Here is an 18,812-nt window from a genome sequence, read left to right as displayed (position 1 = left end):
ATTTGATTAGACGGCACCATCCGGCAATGTCTCACCTGTCCGGCGAATCGTCGCTCCGAGTTCAGCGGCAATCGCATTGACGGCTTCTGAATCTTCGTTGACTTCACTGATCAAGATGACACCGTAATGATTGGGATTGATCTGATTCAGTGTCCGGTTAAACAAATCAAACGAATCTCGTTCGTTTTTCTCATCCCGATTCGCACCAATCAAGTAGCCAGCGACGGAACCGACGAGCATCCCGAACGGACCACCGATGACACCAATTGCCATGCCGATCAATGAACCCTTGAACGATTGATCCTGTTGCGTGAAGTCGATCGCATCGATGAAAGAGAACCCCTCTGCTTCGTCGCGTTTGGCGAGAACCATCTGGTCCATGTCGATTTCCTTGATCGCTTCGAGGTCTTTGATCATCGCGAAGCCTGTTTGCGCTTTTTCTAAATCATTGAAAATAATCGTCGTAATGACGTGCGTTGCATCGCTTTTATATTTCGCCATAATAAACGCCTCCACAAGAATCGGATATCATACTACACTTTTTAAGTACCCTGAACATTCTAAATGGAAACGCATGACTAGAAATATGGCAAGAACAGGACAACAGAATAATTTTCTAATATCGGCAATAAGTAAAACTTATCGAAAGTCTTTTGTTCTTTCAAATTGTAACGGAATCCATATTATACTATGATAGAACTGTACAAGTAAGCGGTATCAGGGGCTTGATGTCGTGAACACTTAAAGGGGGAATCACCATGAAGCAAACAGATGTGTCGCAAGATGTCTTTGGCGCACGCCGTTCGTTTGAAGCAAACGGTAAGAATTATCAGTACTACAGTCTTGAAAAATTGGAAGAACTCGGATTGACGGAAGTCAAACGCCTTCCATATTCGATTCGTGTCCTACTCGAGTCAGTACTTCGTCAACAAGATGGTCGTTCGATCACACGTGAACACGTCGAGAACTTGGCGAAATGGGGAACAGCTCAAGTTTCGAATGATGTCGACGTTCCGTTCAAACCGTCACGCGTCATCCTTCAAGACTTCACAGGTGTTCCAACGGTCGTTGACCTCGCATCACTTCGTAAAGCGATGCAAGATCTCGGTGGAGACCCATCGGTCATCAACCCAGAAGTACCAGTAGACCTCGTCGTTGACCACTCGGTTCAAGTCGATGCCTACGGTTTTGCTGGTGCACTTGCAGAAAACATGGATCTCGAATTCGAGCGTAACGAAGAGCGTTACAAATTGCTTCGCTGGGCAACGTCAGCATTTGACAACTACCGTGCCGTACCACCAGCAACAGGAATCGTTCACCAAGTCAACCTCGAGTACTTGGCATCTGTCGTCCTTGAAAAGGAAACAGCAGACGGTACAGTTGATGTCTATCCGGACACACTCGTCGGAACAGACTCACACACGACGATGATCAACGGTCTCGGCGTCCTCGGTTGGGGAGTCGGTGGGATTGAAGCGGAAGCGGGCATGCTCGGACAGCCGTCATTCTTCCCAGTACCTGAAGTCATCGGTGTTCGTATTACAGGTGAGATGCACCCAGGAACGACAGCAACAGACGTTGCCCTTCGTGTAACGGAAATGCTCCGTCAAGAGAACGTCGTTGGTAAATTCGTCGAGTTCTTCGGTCCATCACTCCACTTAATGTCACTTTCTGACCGGGCAACAATCGCAAACATGGCGCCAGAATACGGTGCAACATGTGGATTCTTCCCAGTTGATACAGAGACATTGACGTACCTTCGTTTGACAGGTCGCGATGAAGCATTGATCGAAAAAGTCGAGAACTATTCGAAAGCAAACGGTTTGTTCTACACGCCACAAAACGAAGATCCAACGTTCACGAAAACGGTCGAACTCGATCTTTCCACGATTGTTCCTGCGCTTGCTGGACCAAAACGTCCACAAGACCGGATTGATTTGACGGATGTCCATACATCATTCAAAAAAGCGTTGACGGCTCCACAAGGAAACGCTGGATTTGGTCTTGCAGAAGAAGAAGCAAACAAAGTCGCAGTCGTTCAGTTCGAAGACGAAGCGGTTGAGATGCGTACTGGTGATGTGGCGATTGCTGCAATCACGAGCTGTACGAACACATCAAACCCATACGTCATGATTGGTGCGGGACTCGTCGCGAAAAAAGCGATCGAACTCGGTCTTTCAGTTCCGAAATACGTCAAAACATCGCTTGCGCCAGGATCGAAGGTCGTTACGGATTACCTCGAGAAATCAGGACTCCAAACGTATCTCGACGAACTCGGCTTCAACACAGTCGGTTACGGCTGTACGACATGTATCGGTAACTCGGGTCCACTTGACCGCGCTGTTGAAGATGCGATCCTCGGTTCAGACTTGCTCGTTTCGTCTGTCCTCTCAGGAAACCGTAACTTCGAAGGTCGTGTCCACCCGCTCGTCAAAGCGAACTACTTGGCTTCACCGCCACTCGTCGTCGCGTATGCACTTGCAGGAACAGTCGACGTCGATATCATGAACGCGTCACTCGGGACAGGCAAAGACGGACAAGAAGTCTTCTTCGCTGACATCTGGCCTTCACGTGATGAGATCCAAACGATCATCAACACGGTCGTCACACCAGAAAGCTTCCGTGCAGAATACGATTCAGTCTTCACAGGAAACGAACGCTGGAACAACCTTGACGTGCCAACAGGCGATCAGTATGACTTCGACGGTGAGTCGACATATATTCAAAACCCACCATTCTTCGAGAACTTGGCGAAGGAAGCGGGTCAAGTCGAAGCACTCAACGGACTCCGTGTCTTCGGTAAGTTCGCTGATTCAGTCACGACGGACCACATCTCACCAGCTGGTTCATTCTCGAAAACGACACCAGCCGGTCAATACCTCGTCAACAAAGGGGTTGCACCAAAAGACTTCAACTCGTACGGTTCACGTCGTGGTAACCACGAAATCATGATGCGCGGAACGTTCGCGAACATCCGCATCCGTAACCAAGTAGCACCAGGTACAGAAGGTGGCTTCACGACGTACTGGCCAACAGGCGAAACGATGGCGATGTACGATGCTGCGATGAAGTACAAAGAAGATGGTACAGGTCTCGTCATCCTCGCTGGTAAAGACTACGGTATGGGTTCTTCACGTGACTGGGCAGCAAAAGGAACGAACTTACTCGGCGTCAAAGCCGTCATCGCGGAGAGCTTCGAGCGGATTCACCGTTCAAACCTCGTCATGATGGGTGTTCTTCCACTTCAATACGTGGCAGGCACAACAGCTGAAACACTTGGTCTAACAGGTGAAGAAGCGATCAGTATCGCAATCGATGAGTCTGTTCGTCCACGTGACATCGTTAAAGTCACGGCAACAGCGGCAGATGGAAAAGTCACTGAATTCGAAGCGATTGCTCGTTTCGACTCAGAAGTCGACATCGATTACTATCGTCACGGCGGGATCTTACCAATGGTCCTTCGTGAGCGTCTCCAACAAGCATAAGTTGTCTAATCAAAGGTGGGGGAAACCCCACCTTTTTTTGACGAGAGGAGGAATTCGATGAATCGATTCAAGAAGTGGTTTCAACCGAAGGAAGACCGACCGTTGCCGATGCGTGACGTGACGCTTGATGAAGTCAAACAAGCGACGCATGCGTTTGAATCTGAACTACCGAAAGGGACGAATCGGACAGTGCTTCTGGATAATGAGCAGCGGATCGACCTGAAACAGCTGGAGCCGTATTTGAAAGCACGCTCGACACAAGTGTTTTACATGTCGCGTGAGACATTCACCATCATGGAAGCAAAAGACCGGGAACTCGTCTATGAGATGGATCATGTCCAGGTTGCTGTCGATCGCTATTTTGACCGGGTGAAAAAACTTCCTTTAAAACCGTATAGCAAAACGTTTCAAGTCGACTGTGCGATGTTGTTTCAGGATGGTTATTTACGTGAAATGCCACATCATAGTTATTACTTGGTCGATGAGTCGATGATCGTCTCGCTGACGCCGAAGGAAGCGTAAACGTAATCAAGGGTGGACCGAATTCATTCGGTTCGCCTTTTTCTGTCGTCCTGAACGTTTTCTGATTTGTTCAAAAGTCTGACGAATTTACTCAGAAATCGTGAAATCTTGGACAAACCCTTTGTATTTCCCCTTTAAAACCGATACGATGATAGGGAATAGAGACTTGAGCTAGGAAGGTGTACATGGCATGACGAAACGAACGAGCACGTGGATTGCAGTAGCAATCGTGGCAATGGCGATTCTCCTTGCCTACAATTTTTATCTCTTGAACAAGACGCAGACCGCAAGCGATGAAAAAGCCGCAACGGTCAAACCGTTTTATACGATGACACGCATTCAATATGTCGAGAAGAAACTCGCAACGAAAAAAGATGAGCTCGAAGCCCGGACATATGAAGTCGTGTTTGACGACAAAGGGCATTTTCGGACAGAAGTCGTAGACGGACCGTCAAAAGGATCGCTTGCGATCTGGAACGGCACAATGTTCCGTGAGTATGATGCGACAGGGAAGTTAGTCAATGAGACGAAAGCAGGCAAAAGCGTCAGTGCGCCGCGTCCATTCCTCTCTCGTGGATTCAATGAACAGATTCTCGCCTTCATTAAAAAAGGGGACTTTGGACAAGTCGAGGGAGAAGCAGACATTGCAGGGATGGCTGCGGACGTTTACGTGAAAAAAGAACCATCGAGCACGGTTCCTGAAGAATGGATCAAACAGTATCCATCGATTTTCGATAAAGAAAACAACCAGGAACAAGCGACGTATTATATCGCATCTGACCGTTCGAAAGTCCTCGGTGCCGAATCACGCAATAATGGTAAATTGTTCTACTCTGTCAAGATGAAGAGTTTTGAGACAATTGATACGTTCGATAAGGAATGGCTAAAAGCAAAATAAACAAGAAACGACCGGCGATGACGCTACGAAACGGTAGCGGACAAAGTCGGTTTTTTCGAGACGCAGGAGGTTCAACATGGAAGCATTCTCGAAAGAGGAGATGTTCAATCAAATCAAGGCGTGGGAAGAGGGCGCGAAAGTTGAGGAGGTGCTTGCGCTACGTTATGCCCAAAGTAGTCGGCTACTTGGAGAAACGGAAGCACTCGTCCGTATCTTAGCGTTACTTGTCGAGCATCGCTATATCATGACAGGACGACTGGACGCCTTAGCTGAGAGCTGGATGCAAGAAATCCGTCAGCATGGTCGCTTGCCAGCACGTCTTGAGCAGTTATTAACGGAGCAACAACTACAAAGTACGTATCAGCGTCTCGTCGCGCATACGTTCCCGACGATTCGTGAGACGGACAATGCAAACGCGAAACGATCTGCGACAAAGGAACTGATTCTCCAAGCGAGCCAAATCGTCGAGGAGACGGATCAAATCGTCGAACTGACAGAACGACTTCGTCGGCTAGATGCCGAACGCTGGACGGAACTGTTCGATGCTGGAACGGCATTGCTACGTTCGAGTGCAACGCTCGAGCAGACGGCGCAGACATTCGTCGATAGCTTACAAGAACGCTTCTATTCCCGAGAAGCGTTCCGTGAGATGACGGAATTGAAGGCGACGACGATTCAGGATCTTAAGCGTGTCGTTGCCTTACTTCCCGTCGAAAGCAAACAAGTTGAACGATCAGCACTCGAGGAACTCGACGCGATGATTGGTCTCGAAGACATTAAACAACGGGTCCACCACATGTATCGTTTTTTGAAGTACCAACAAAAACGGTCGGAAGACGGCTATCGTTCAAGTGATCAACCATCGCTACACATGATCTTCATGGGGAACCCGGGGACCGGGAAAACGACGCTTGCCCGTTTGATGGCGAAGATCTATCATGAACTTGGACTACTCGAACGACCAGAAGTCGTCGAGACGGATCGTTCGTCGCTCGTCGGTGCCTTCGTCGGACAAACGGAAGAACAAGTCATGAGCAAAGTCCGGGAAGCTGTCGGAGGTGTACTCTTCATCGATGAAGCCTACGCCTTAAAGCGTGCCGGACAAAGTGGAAACGACTATGGGCAGGCAGCGATCGATACGCTCGTCGCTGCGATGACGAGTGGGGAATATGCGGGACGGTTTGCAGTCGTCCTCGCTGGTTATCCGGAAGAGATGCGTGATTTCCTGAAGGCAAATCCCGGACTACGAAGCCGTTTCCCGGAATCGAATCATTATCTGCTTGCAGACTATACGGATCAAGAGCTGCTCGCGATCGGACGCTCGATTGCGACGGCAAATGATTACGTCTTGACGGAACAAGCAGAGCGGGCGTTGCTCGGTCGGCTCGAGCGGGAGCGCGTCGACGCGAGTTTCGGAAACGGACGGGCGGTTCGCAATATCGTGCTTGATGCGATCTTCAAGAAGGGAGCAAGCCTTGGAGAGAGTGCCAGTCACGAAGACTTTGCCTTACTCGAACAAGAAGATTTCGAGATGGTGCAAGAACCGGACGCGACGGTGGAAGAACGGATCGCTTCGCTCGTCGGATTGTCTGATCTAAAGGATGAATTGAAACAGATCGAAGCCTTATTATCAATGCAAAAACGCCGTCGTGAAGCCGGTTATAAGGTATTACCGGTCGAACTGCATGCGGTCTTTAGCGGCAATAGTGGAACCGGTAAGACGACTGTCGCTCAGCTTTATGCCGATGTCTTACGACAATGCGGCTATTTAAAACGCGGACACTTGAAAGTCGTCAGCCGAGCTGACCTCGTCTCCGGATATGTCGGACAGACGGCGCAAAAGACACGCGACGCGATTCGAGACGCGCTGGGTGGTGTCTTATTCATTGATGAAGCCTATGCGTTAAATGGTGGAGCAAATGACTTTGGGAAGGAAGCAATCGATACGCTTGTGGATGAGATGACGAAACATCAAGACAATCTCGTTGTTGTTCTTGCTGGTTACGAGCAACAAATGAACGCCTTGCTCGCGAGTAATCCGGGATTGAAGTCGCGCTTCAAGCGGTCGTTCCACTTCCCCAATTATTCGCCAGACGAGTTGATTCAAATCATTGAAGGATATGCGGCACGATTCGGATATGAGCTGACGGAGGACGCGCGACAGACGCTTACCGAGAAAATCGATGTCGTTCCGAACGGAAACGCACGGGCGGCGATCACGATTGTCGAACAGGCGATCGCGAAACAATCGATGCGATTAATTGACAAAGTTAGCTTATCCGGTTCAGAATGGTCCTATCTTGAAAAAGAGGATTTTTAAGGGGGAAGCTACATGCATACGATTGAAATACCTGTTCGGTACGCCGAGACGGACATGATGGGCATCGTCTATCATTCGAACTATCTCGTCTATCTGGAACTGGCACGGACAGAATTAATCCAGTCCTTGGGTCTTAATTACAAGGAGATGGAAGATGCGGGTTATGTCTCCCCGGTTACGAATGTCAATCTCGATTATAAGCGCTCGTTGACGTACGGTGATACGGCGGTCGTCACGGTCTGGATTGATCATTACGATGGCTTACGGACGATTTATGGTTATACCGTCAAGCATCCAGACGGAAAACTTGCGGTATCGGCAAAGACAACACATGTCGTCGTCAAGAAGGAAAACTTCCGACCGATTCGTTTGCCGAAGGTGTTCCCAAACTGGCACGATATCTACGAGAAGATGAGTGAGACGGACGCAGCACTCTTAACGGAAGCGTGAAGATGTACAACAATAGCGGGATCGATTTTATTGAATCGGTTCCGCTTTTTTTTATTTGCACCCTGAACAGTAAAAATTAGCACTTGGTACTAACGACCGATGACAAAGTCAGAATCATTTGCGAAAATAAAGAAGCTGAAGTAAGGTAGGGTCTTAGTCCATCTGTTGGAAGTAGGCTCGACGGATGGAACAATTAGCGGTAACATAGAGAAGCATAAAAAGAAGAGGGGTCTTACTCATGAAAAAAATCGTAACCGTTAGTACGTTAGCGCTTCTCCTTGCAGGATGTAATCCTGGAGATCAACAAGCGGACGATACGACGAAAACTGAACAGAAATCAGATGAGACAACACAATCAAAAGACGAAACGAAAAAAGAAGACACAGCAAAAGACACGAACAAAGAAGAAACAAACAAAACAGACAAAACAGACAAAACAGATGAAACAACGAAAGACGATACGTCAGAAGATGCAAAACAAGAAGACAAGTCATCTGAAGACAAATCATCCGATGAGACGACACAAGAGGACCAAGGATCTACGGATGAGGCAACGAAGGATGAAACAGAAAAGAAAGAGGATACACCTGCAGCAGAGAACAAAACAGAAGACAAAAAGGACGAATCGACGGATAAACCGGATAGTTCGTCTCAGGATCCAGAGCAGGAAAAACCATCGAAACCAGAAGATGAGACGCCAGACGTCGATAAATCAGCAGATGCCAAAGCCGATCTTTCGCTTGGAATGCTCGTCGTCGTCAACAAGAAGTATAGCTTGCCAATCGACTACAAGCCGTCGGATCTCGTCGTTCCAAACGTCAGCTTCTCCTATTCGGGTGTACTTGAACAAAGCTACATGCGAGCACCAGCTGCGAAACAGATGGAAAAGATGTTCGCTGCTGCTAAAAAAGAAGGCGTGACATTGAACGCTGTCAGCGGATTCCGTTCCGGTGCACGTCAAAAAGTATTGTATAATAATTATGTCGCACGTGACGGCAAGGCAGCTGCTGATCAATATTCAGCACGCCCTGGTCACAGTGAACACCAGACCGGTCTCACTTTTGATATTTCGGCACCAAGCGTAGGTAATGGATTAACTGCCGCTCTTGGCGATACGAAAGAAGGAAAATGGATCGCGAATAACGCAGCGAAGTTCGGCTTCATCGTTCGTTACGACCGTGGTTTCCAGTCGCGGACGGGTTATACGTATGAGCCATGGCACATTCGTTATGTCGGAGTCGATGTCGCGACACAAATTAAAAATAACGGACAGACTCTTGAGGAATATATGAAAGTCGGTCACTAAGAGGTTGGAGGTTGACTATGATTGAAATCATAGGGATTTTGGTTCTTGGCTATCTGCTTGGTTCGATTCCGTTCGCATTACTTGTCGGGAAATGGGGACACGGAATCGATATTCGTCAACAAGGTAGCGGGAATCTCGGAACGACGAATACGTTCCGTGTCTTGGGGAAAAAGGCAGGAATCATCGTCTTGATCGGTGATCTTGGAAAAGGAGCCGTCGCGAGCCTTGTTCCGATCTTGATGGGCGCGGATGTGCATCCGCTGTTTGCTGGATTAGCGGCTGTCGTCGGTCATATCTATCCGATTTTCGCAAAGTTCAAGGGCGGAAAGGCAGTCGCGACGTCTGGTGGGATGTTGCTCGTGACGAGTCCGATTCTCTTCATCTTTCTGCTCGTATCCTTTTTGACGACACTTCGCCTGAGCCGGATGGTCTCGCTCAGTTCGATCGTCGCAGCAAGTGTCGGGATTGTCGTGTCGATCACGATCGGCGTCTTGACGAACGATTGGATCGTTCCGACCTTCTTTACGGTTCTTGCGTTGTTCGTCATCTTCAAGCACCGTGATAACATCCAACGGATTCGCCAAGGAACAGAGTCTAAGATTCCACTCTTTGCAAAGAAATCATCTGAATGAACGACTAATGACGCGTTTGCATCTCACTCATTGAGAGGCAGGCGCGTCTTTCGTTTGATGAAAGAGTCGGATAACGGACGAATTCAACGACATTTCATAGGAACTACACGTTTATTTACATCGGATTTACAAGACCTTTACAGACGTTCGCTACACTAGAACTAGAACTGGTCTGTAAAGGGGGAAGCGCACGTGTCGTTGTTAGGAGAAGAGCGGAAATCACGCATCATGGAATGGCTGGAAGAGGAAGGGAAAGTCATGACGAAGGATTTGATCGAACGTCTCGATGTCTCGGGAGAAACGGTACGACGCTACTTAGAGGAGTTGGAACGCGAACGTCAATTGAAGCGTGTCTATGGCGGTGCTATCTATCAAGGAGGAAAACGGGAGACGCCGATCTCACGGCGAACGGATCAGCTGTCCCGCCGTTTAGCGCGCTATGCGAAAGGGTGGCTCAGTGACTATTCCTGTATCTTTCTCGGACGGGGAGAACCGGTCGAGCATTTGTTACCTTATTTAACGGGAAACGCGACGATTGTCACGAATTCACTGATCGTCGCCAGTCATTTGGAGCAGTGCCGTAAGATGGGACCGTTCACTGGGGAAATTCGATTGTTAGGCGGAACAGTCGATGCATACGGACAGACGGTCGGGGTCGAGGTATTGCAAGCGCTGGATGCCTATGCTTTTGATGCCTGTTTCCTATCGTTTGATGGTGCTGAGATTGAGCGAGGCTTCGTCAGTGATGATATCGAATCGTCACTTATCCAAAAAGCGGTCATTAGTTGCACAAAAGATGTCTACGCCTTCTTAGCCAATGACGAGTTCCAAGGAAACCGAAAATATAAAGTGGCAGAGTTCCGACGCGCGAAAATCGTCCTCAGCCCAGCTTCCTATCCGCCATCATGGGAGATGAAACTGTTCAACGAACGCGTGAACTGGATGGTCGTCTCATGATACACTGATGCGGGAGGGATGTATCATGTTAGAAATCATTGCATCGACCGTAGAAGAAGCGGTCGCAGCAGAACAAGCCGGAGCGGACCGGATCGAGCTCGTTTCCGCATTATCCGAAGGGGGATTGACGCCGAGCTACGGACTGATCCGTCAAGTCGTCTCGACGGTTGAGATTCCGGTTCACGTCCTCGTGCGACCACATAGCAAATCGTTCGTCTACTCGAAATCAGATGAGGAGACAATCATCACGGATATTGACTTGATCCGTGAACTCGGTGCAGCCGGGATCGTCGTCGGCTCATTGACAGCAGACGGTCGTGTCGACGAAGGTTTCCTCGGTCGCATCATCAAACATAAAGGGGAACTGTCATTGACGTTCCACCGAGCAATCGACAGTAGTCGTGATATTCTTGAAGCGGCAGAAGTACTCGCTGATTTTCCGGAAGTCGACCGGATCTTGACGTCAGGTGGTCAAGCGACGGCACTAGAAGGTAAAGAGACGATCGCACGTTTGATTGTAGACTATCCGGACTTGATCATCTTACCAGGATCCGGCATCACACTTGAAAATGCAGAGGCACTTCTTGAAGCAACGAAGGCGTCCGAGCTGCATGTAGGATCGGCGGTCTTACAAGACGGTGCCATTCAAAAAGAACGCGTTGAGGCGTTGACACGACTCCTAGGATGATCATCGAGTGAATCAATCCATTTTTCTGATCTGTTGAGATGAGGGAAATGGATTTTTTCATGCGCTCGTGACGACTTTTCGACGATTCGCTTCAAGCAGATGAAAAGCAGAGTGGGAGAACTAGGTTTTTCAAAGGAACTGGGCTAAAATCAAAAGTGGAAATAGTGGATATAAAGGAGTACGACATGAACCCTAAACAATTGAAACAAGCTGCTCTTGGTACGTTAAAAGGACAATGGTTGGTCGGATTAAGCATCTCGATCATCTACTTCCTTATTTTTGCGCTCGCTGCAAGCCGGATGTCATTTGATCAAGATGACATTGATAGTATGGTTCGATTCATCGCACTGAACATGGTCGTCACGATCGTCCTGGCTCCAGTGACAGTTGGTCGAACGATTGCTTACTTACGTTTCACCCGCGGGGAGTCTGCCGGAATCGGAACACTGTTCGAAGGGTTCTCTTCGTTTCGACGTGCCTTCCGGACAATTGCCGCATATGCGATCGTAACGGTATTGGTCTATGTTGGATCATTTTTGATCTTACCGGCACTATACTTTTACCTAGCATATCGTCTCGTTCCGTATATTTTAGTCGATCGACCGGAATTATCGTTTTGGCAAGTACTTGGTGAAAGCCGCCGGATGATGAAAGGGCATAAGCGTGAACTGATCATGCTTTACTTGAGTTTCATCGGCTGGGGGATCCTCGCACTACTCAGTACAGTGGGTGTCATCTTCTTGACGCCATACTTCGATACGACGATGGCACACTTCTATGAACGCTTGAAACCAACACGTTCCGTTAAGGGATGAACGTAAAAAAGCCTGTACATTACGTCAGTAGACGTAGCGTACAGGCTTTTGCTTATTCCACCGAAGCGCGTGAACGCTCAGCAAGCAATAGATAAAGCGCTTGTGTACCGGAATCGGCGTGACCCAGCTCAGCAAGTTGTTCGTATAAGTCTTTCGTGAGTGCGAGACCAGGTGTCGCGACACCCATCTCAGCGCCGCGTTCGAGGGCAAGACGCATATCCTTGATGAAGTGTTTGACGAAGAAACCAGGTGAGTAGTTTTCGGCGATGACGCGCGGAATCAAGTTTTCAAGACTCCAGCTACCGGCAGAACCAGATTTGATCGTCTCGATGAACTGTGTCGGATCGATTCCGGATCGTGTGACGAACAACAACATCTCCGCTGTTCCAATCATCGATCCGGCGATTGCGATTTGGTTCGCGAGCTTCGCCGATTGCCCTTTACCAGGACCACCGAAGAGTGAAATCGATTTCCCCATCGCCTCGAATAATGGCTTCGCTTGTGCGAAAGCCGCTTCTTCACCACCGACGAGAATCGCGAGTGTTCCGTTCTTCGCACCGAGATCACCGCCCGTGACAGGTGCGTCAAGTGCCTGAAGACCGCGTGCTGTCGCTTCCTGCGCGATTCGTTCAGCAAGAGCCGGACTAGACGTCGTCATATCAATCAGAATCGTTCCTGGTGTCGCATGATCGAGTATGCCGTCTTCGAAGTAGATCTGCTCGACGTCTTGCGGATAACCGACGATCGAGATGACGACGTCGACATCCGTGACGACATCTTGAATCGTATCGACGATTTCGACACCATCTGCTTCAAGGACGAGTCCTTTCTCTTTCGTGCGATTGTATCCTTTGACTGTAAAACCTGCCTTACGCAGATTACGGACCATGCCTTGTCCCATGACACCTAATCCGATGAAACCGACTGTATTCATACGTGATTCCCCCTTGCACGTTCCGTGCCGATGAATTGTTGCGTTACGAGCTTATTATACAATGGATTGTCGACGACAAGTCGATCATGTGTCCCGATACCTGAAATCTGACCATCTTCAAGAACGATGATTTGATCGGCATGACGGACCGTCGCGAGACGATGGGCGATGACAAACGTTGTCCGTCCGACCATTAATCGCTCGAGTGCTTCTTGAACGACACGTTCCGACTCGGAGTCGAGACTGGATGTCGCTTCGTCAAGCAACAGAATTTCCGGATCACGGAGGAGTGCACGTGCAATCGCAATTCGTTGGCGTTGACCACCGGACAGTTTGACACCCCGTTCTCCAATCTCAGTCGCATAACCTTCCGGGAATCGTTCGATAAACGTATCGGCATTCGCCATCCGTGCAGCCGCACGGATTTTGTGTTCACTGATGTCATCTGTCAGACCGTAGACGAGATTGTCACGAATCGTTCCTGATAAGACGGGGGAATCCTGCGCGACATATCCGATTGCCTGTCGCCAAGACGATAACGTCAAATCAGAAATGGGTTGATCTCCGAGACGGATTTGTCCTGACGTCGGTTGATAAAATCGCTCAAGTAACGCAAATAATGTCGTTTTACCGGAGCCACTCGGACCGACGATTGCTGTCGTCTTGCCGCGTGGTAACGTAAAGCTGACATTCTGTAAGATCGACGTCTCATTGTATCCAAATGACAGGTGTTCGACCGTCACGTCCGTAAACGGACGAGATGCTACAAGCGTTCCAGGTGCTTCCGGTGATTCATCGAGAAGCTCGATGATTCGCTCTGTCGCACCGCGTGCTTTCTGTAACTTCGTGATGAATTCAGTCATCGTCACGAGCGGTGTCATGATTTGGAACAAATAGAGCGAAAAGGCGACGAGTTCACCCGCCGTGATCTGGTTCGTCGCAACGCGGTAGGCACCAAAACCGATGATCAAGATCAGCATCGTCGTTAGAGTGACGTTAAAGATCGGCAACAAGAGGGCTTGAATTCGTCCTTCCTTCACACCATATCCGTATAAGTTCTCAATCCGCGTTTTTCCTCGTCCCAGCTCATAGTCTTCTGTTGCTTGTGATTTGACGAGTCGGACCTCACCGAGCATCTCGGCAAAAAAACCGGATAATCCTGCAAGTTCCTTCTGAGTCTCACGAGAAATCTTGTGTAATTTGCGGACGAGCGGAATGATGATCAACAAGGTCACGGGGACAGCGATGACCATGACGAGCGTCATTTGCCAATCGAGGAAGAATAGGATCGTGATTGCTCCGATGATTGAGACGAGTGACGTCAGCAAACGGACGAGTTGTTCCGATAGCAATTGCTGAAGTGTCGTTGCGTCACTATTGAGTCGTGAGACGAGCTCACCGGATTTTGTCTCATCATAGAACGGAATCGATAGCGTCAATAGATGCTTCCATAGAAGCGTTCGTAAATTGGCGACGATCCGTTGACCGACGATCTGTAACCAATAGATCGATAAAGCGTTCGCGACGACTTGGACGAGGAAAACGATCACAAATAGACTGATCAATTGTGGTGTCAGTCGATCGACAGTAAAACCATCAATCAACGTCTTTAAGAACCAAGGAATGGCGAGCGCAGCCAGCGCTTGGATGACGGAGACGGAAACGGCAGCAGATAATAAACCGACCGGTGGTTTCGTTTTTTTCAATAACAGGTAAAAAGATTGGAACGTCGCAGCGTTCATTTCAACACATCCTTTCTTTTCTATTGTCCGGAAGAACGAAGAGACGGTCAAATGGGAAGCGCGACTTGACAAAAAATCTTTCGATTTGTGACACTGATAGTGGAAACAATAAGGGAGGATTCAAATGTCTATTTTCGTAGATGCGGACGGATGTCCCGTTGTCGATCTTGTCATTCGACACCGACAGGGACGTGACGTCTTTTTAGTTTGTGATACGGCACACCAGATGATCCGAGAAGGAGCGACGACGATTACCGTCGGACAAGGACCAGATGCCGTCGACTATGCGATCGTCAATCGGATGAAACGTGGCGATCTCGTTGTGACCCAGGATTTTGGTCTGGCAGCACTCGTCTTAGCGCGAGGGGGATTCGCAATTGATCAAAATGGTCGCCAGTTCACGAACGATAATATCGATTTATTGCTCCACACTCGCCATGTCGGACAACAAATCCGACGAGCAGGCGGGCGTACGAAGGGACCGAAAAAACGGACGCGTGATGCGGACCGTTCCTTTGAAGAATCATTTCGTACATTAGTGCAAACCAGCATGTAAGGAAGACAGTGCTGGAACTGTTGATACGGTACGGACCGTGATATAATTTGAAGCATGAATGAATTCAGAAAGGAGGATACACGTTGAAACGAATTTTACGCGACCACTCGAAGGATCGCCCTTACCGATTGCGCCAAGGAACGGTTCCGGCATCAACTGAGGCACGATTCACATCACTCGATCAACGTGAAATCAATCGATTACAACAGAATTTACGAAACGTCGAAGTGAAATTGAAGCAACGCAATGAAATCATGGAAGCGTTGGCGACACAAAATGTTGAAGCAGCCTGTGAGACTGTCTTGATGATCTTGTTGCAACTGCTCGAGGTAGAAGAAGGAGCTATCCTCTTGTACCGGCGGGAGCAGTTAAATCATTTCGTCGCACAAGGGATCGACGATATGGAGCTGATCGAAAAAGATCTCGATCAATATTCGGTCTTGCGTCGCGCATTCGTCATGCGTAAATCGGTCCAATTGCCACTCGGCGACCAGTTCGAGTCAGCAATTCCCGTGCAGTCTCCAAGCAACGGACAAGTCGTCGGACTGCTATACATCCGCCATGCCTTCGCCCAGTTCAATTTAGAACAAGTCGGGGATTTACTTGATCTATCACGAAAACTTGGGATGACGCTTGAACGCCATCTCCTGTTCCATCAAATGGAGCATGAAAAAATCAAGACGTATCAGCTACTTGATTCGATTCGGGAAGCTGTCCTATATATCGAGAGTAGCGGGGAGCAGATTTATGCGAACCAAGCCTTATTGAACATGTTTCCACCAAAGCTCGTCAATCAGGCGCAAGGGTTCCGTCACGCGTATGAACGGGCGACGTCGCTGTTTGAACATGTCGATCAGCCGGAAGCACTTCATGATTACATCGGTCAACTGATGAACGGGGATATTCCGGGAGAAACGATCGAGTTATCGGCATTCAGGGGGAACTTGTTGCTCAGTGCCTATGCTGAACGGATTGCGATTGCGAACGTTGAATGGGGGATGATGCTTGTCTTACGTGACGTGACGAAAGACAAGGAGCTCGACCTTAAGCAGGCAGAGTTCGTCTCGATCGTTTCGCACGAGTTGCGGACACCGCTTTCTTCGATCATGGGCTTCACGGAGTTATTGATGAAACGAGAAGTCGATCCGAAGCGGCAGAAACGCTATTTGCAGACGATTCATTCAGAAACCGTTCGATTGGCGGAATTGATCAATGACATCTTGGAAATTCAAAAAGGGGAAGACTCGACACACGGAACACAAAAAGAATTACTTGATTTAAAACAATTGATGTTCGAGATGAAGCCGATGTTCGATCTTGCGAGTCGCGCACATCGCATCAGTGTCCAATTTAGTCCGGGATCCTATACGATTTCAGCCAGCAGTGAGAAGATGAAACAACTGTTTACGAACTTGATCATGAACGCGATTAAATATTCGCCCGAAGGCGGCGCGATTCGGATCAAAGGATCAAATCAGTCAGATCAATTACGAATTGAGATTTCAGATGAAGGGCTTGGTATTCCAGAAAAAGCGCTCCCTTACATCTTTGATAAGTTTTACCGAGCAGATAACTCGGATACGCGCAAAATTGGCGGAACGGGCTTAGGACTCGCGATTTGTCGGATGATCGTCCTCGATCATGGCGGAGCAATCTCCGTCCAATCGACGGAAGGGGAAGGCAGTACCTTCATCATTCAACTTCCGATCGGCGTATGACCGACGACAGACTCAGAAAGGAGGAAGACACGGTGAATAACTCACATATTCGTTATGAAGCATTACATCCACTCGTTGAGGAAATTCTTGAAAAGCTGAGTGAACGAATTGGCGTCAATACGTTATTTTTTGCATTGAACGACTCATACAGCAACTTTGTCGTCAAGGCAATCAATCAAGAACGTCAGTTGATCGAAGAAGGCTCGACCCATGTCTTCCAACATGTCCTCTGTAAGCTGGTCGTCGATGAGATGGACGGGAAGGTCTCGATCAATGAATTGCTCAACGATCCATTGACCGTCAATCATCCGGTCACAAAAGCTCTTGGGAACGGTAGCTTTTTAGGAGTAGCGATCAAAAATGCGGAAAATGAAAAAATCGGGACATTATGTGCCTTTGATGATCAACCATTCGACTTCAAGGAGCAGGATATCGCACTCGTCGAGCGGTATGCGGATATTATTAGTAAATCGATCAACGTCGAAACGTATGTCATCAAGGATGCGCTAACAGATGTCTATAACGAACGATACATGAATCGACTGATCTCGAGTGTGACGATTCATCCTGCTTTCTTAATGGTGTTGAACCTCGACCGTTTCCATGCGATTAATGCGACGCATGGGTACCGGGCAGGGAACGAAGTGCTACGCGAAATCGCGAATCGGCTGAAATATGTTCCTTTACCGAATCATGTCGTCGGTCGAATGGATGGGAATGAATTCGTCGTCTTAGCAGCACTTGAACAGGAACAGGAATTCGAACAATATGCGGAAGATTACGCTCGCATCGTCACGGAAGCGATTGAGCAACCGATCGTTGGTGTTGCAGCCGAACCGATTCAGGTGACGGCATCATCTGGCGTCAGTCTTCTGACCGGTGATATGGCAAGTCGCCAGACACAAATCTACGCAGCAGAAGCCTTGATGCAACAAGTCAAACACGAGGGGAAACAGCGAACCTCATTTGTTAATCCAAATCGGAATGCGGAACAGCATCCATTTGCATCAGTTCTTGAATCAGAGCTTTCGCATGCACTAGAACGGGGACAATTCGAGCTCTACTATCAATGGATCGTTGATGCGAAACAAGAACGCTACGTCGCGGTCGAAGCGCTTCTACGCTGGAATCATCCTGTGCTTGGGTTCGTCAGTCCGACGGATTTTATTCCGATTGCCGAGAAGATGGAGATTTTCCCAGACATCGGTCGATTTACGATCTGTCAGGCGATCCTGGATCAACGGCGCTTGGAGGAGACATTTGGACGTAAGATTTCCGTCGCCGTCAATCTATCGGCAAGTCAGTTCGAGTCGGATCAACTCTTTTCAGAATTACTGAGACTGACAGAAGAATCGTATTTCCCGGGCGAACGACTCATTCTTGAAATCCGGGAGGAAGTATTGCAGACGCGTCGTCGTTTTGCAATCAAACGTTTGGAGCAGCTGCGCCAAGCAGGCTACCGTCTGACGGTCGATCATTTCGGTAGTCACTACGCGTCACTTAATTCGTTATTGCGTTTACCAGTCCAAGCAGTCAAGCTCGATCCAATCTTTACACGTCGACTCGTGCAAAATCAGTTAGAGCGTTCGATGATTCGCTCTGTTCATTCCTTGACGTCGACGTTAAACATCGCGCTCGTGATTCAGGAAGTCGAGACCGCGTCGCAATTGCAACAGATTCAAGTGTTGGATGAGCAACTTTATGTGCAAGGCTACGAGGTCCATCACCCTCAGCCGATTGAACAATTACTCATCGAGGACATCGTTCGAGGGCGTGCTGAGGTTTAACC

General features: G+C 48.6%; 16 protein-coding genes. 13 read left to right on the top strand and 3 right to left on the bottom strand.

Features of this window, described 5'->3' with window-relative positions:
* Positions 1-6: 6 nt before the first annotated feature.
* Positions 7-501 carry a hypothetical protein gene (locus tag BW42_RS06460; protein WP_035408657.1) on the bottom strand — a complete coding sequence of 165 codons (495 nt, stop codon included), beginning with the start codon at positions 499-501 and terminating at the stop codon, positions 7-9.
* Between the two features lie 257 nt (positions 502-758).
* Here BW42_RS06460 and acnA point away from each other — a divergent pair, with 257 nt between their 5' ends.
* From acnA to BW42_RS06410, 10 genes are all read left to right on the top strand, one after another.
* Entirely contained in the window at positions 759-3,485 is a 2,727-nt protein-coding gene (gene acnA / locus BW42_RS06455; RefSeq protein WP_035408655.1) for an aconitate hydratase AcnA, read from the top strand.
* A 57-nt stretch (positions 3,486-3,542) separates the two neighbouring features.
* Entirely contained in the window at positions 3,543-4,007 is a 465-nt protein-coding gene (locus BW42_RS06450) for a DUF3939 domain-containing protein (RefSeq protein ID WP_035408653.1), read from the top strand.
* A 190-nt stretch (positions 4,008-4,197) separates the two neighbouring features.
* Positions 4,198-4,905 carry a hypothetical protein gene (locus BW42_RS06445; RefSeq protein WP_035408650.1) on the top strand — a complete coding sequence of 236 codons (708 nt, stop codon included), beginning with the start codon at positions 4,198-4,200 and terminating at the stop codon, positions 4,903-4,905.
* Positions 4,906-4,981: 76 nt separating this feature from the next.
* Positions 4,982-7,225, top strand: a complete 2,244-nt coding sequence (locus BW42_RS06440; protein WP_035408647.1) for an AAA family ATPase — start codon at positions 4,982-4,984, stop codon at positions 7,223-7,225.
* Between the two features lie 12 nt (positions 7,226-7,237).
* Positions 7,238-7,675 (top strand): thioesterase family protein, encoded by a 438-nt coding sequence (locus tag BW42_RS06435; RefSeq protein ID WP_035408645.1) that lies wholly within the window; start codon positions 7,238-7,240, stop codon positions 7,673-7,675.
* A 238-nt stretch (positions 7,676-7,913) separates the two neighbouring features.
* A complete protein-coding gene (locus BW42_RS06430) occupies positions 7,914-8,981 on the top strand; it encodes a D-alanyl-D-alanine carboxypeptidase family protein (RefSeq protein WP_035408643.1) in 1,068 nt (355 codons plus the stop codon).
* A gap of 17 nt (positions 8,982-8,998) precedes the next feature.
* Positions 8,999-9,613: a glycerol-3-phosphate 1-O-acyltransferase PlsY gene (gene plsY / locus BW42_RS06425; RefSeq protein ID WP_035408639.1), complete on the top strand. Its 615-nt coding sequence runs from the start codon at positions 8,999-9,001 to the stop codon at positions 9,611-9,613.
* A 192-nt stretch (positions 9,614-9,805) separates the two neighbouring features.
* Entirely contained in the window at positions 9,806-10,570 is a 765-nt protein-coding gene (locus BW42_RS06420; RefSeq protein WP_035408636.1) for a DeoR/GlpR family DNA-binding transcription regulator, read from the top strand.
* A gap of 25 nt (positions 10,571-10,595) precedes the next feature.
* Complete coding sequence (locus BW42_RS06415; protein ID WP_035408634.1) at positions 10,596-11,258, top strand: copper homeostasis protein CutC; 663 nt, start codon at positions 10,596-10,598, stop codon at positions 11,256-11,258.
* A 185-nt stretch (positions 11,259-11,443) separates the two neighbouring features.
* Positions 11,444-12,073, top strand: coding sequence for a DUF975 family protein (locus BW42_RS06410; RefSeq protein ID WP_035408632.1), 630 nt, complete (start codon positions 11,444-11,446; stop codon positions 12,071-12,073).
* Between the two features lie 52 nt (positions 12,074-12,125).
* On the opposite strand, the gene BW42_RS06405 is transcribed toward BW42_RS06410, so the two are convergent.
* Both BW42_RS06405 and BW42_RS06400 read right to left on the bottom strand, forming a co-directional pair.
* Positions 12,126-13,007 (bottom strand): NAD(P)-dependent oxidoreductase, encoded by an 882-nt coding sequence (locus tag BW42_RS06405; RefSeq protein ID WP_035408629.1) that lies wholly within the window; start codon positions 13,005-13,007, stop codon positions 12,126-12,128.
* Positions 13,004-14,749: an ABC transporter ATP-binding protein gene (locus BW42_RS06400; protein ID WP_035408627.1), complete on the bottom strand. Its 1,746-nt coding sequence runs from the start codon at positions 14,747-14,749 to the stop codon at positions 13,004-13,006. Before BW42_RS06400 ends, BW42_RS06405 begins: the two co-directional genes overlap by 4 nt.
* 124 nt (positions 14,750-14,873) lie before the next feature.
* On the opposite strand from BW42_RS06400, the gene BW42_RS06395 reads away from it, so the two are divergent.
* From BW42_RS06395 to BW42_RS06385, 3 genes are all read left to right on the top strand, one after another.
* Positions 14,874-15,305 carry a YaiI/YqxD family protein gene (locus BW42_RS06395; protein ID WP_035408624.1) on the top strand — a complete coding sequence of 144 codons (432 nt, stop codon included), beginning with the start codon at positions 14,874-14,876 and terminating at the stop codon, positions 15,303-15,305.
* An 83-nt stretch (positions 15,306-15,388) separates the two neighbouring features.
* The gene (locus BW42_RS06390; protein WP_231496873.1) at positions 15,389-17,023 is read left to right on the top strand and encodes a cell wall metabolism sensor histidine kinase WalK; all 1,635 of its coding nucleotides are present in this window, start codon (positions 15,389-15,391) and stop codon (positions 17,021-17,023) included.
* Between the two features lie 32 nt (positions 17,024-17,055).
* Positions 17,056-18,810, top strand: coding sequence for an EAL domain-containing protein (locus BW42_RS06385; RefSeq protein ID WP_231496872.1), 1,755 nt, complete (start codon positions 17,056-17,058; stop codon positions 18,808-18,810).
* Positions 18,811-18,812 lie beyond the last annotated feature (2 nt).

Source organism: Exiguobacterium sp. RIT341, from assembly GCF_000632205.1.
In the GTDB taxonomy this organism is placed as follows: domain Bacteria; phylum Bacillota; class Bacilli; order Exiguobacteriales; family Exiguobacteriaceae; genus Exiguobacterium_A.
Note: the sequence above shows the minus strand (reverse complement) of the source record. Positions and strands in the feature narration are given on the sequence as shown.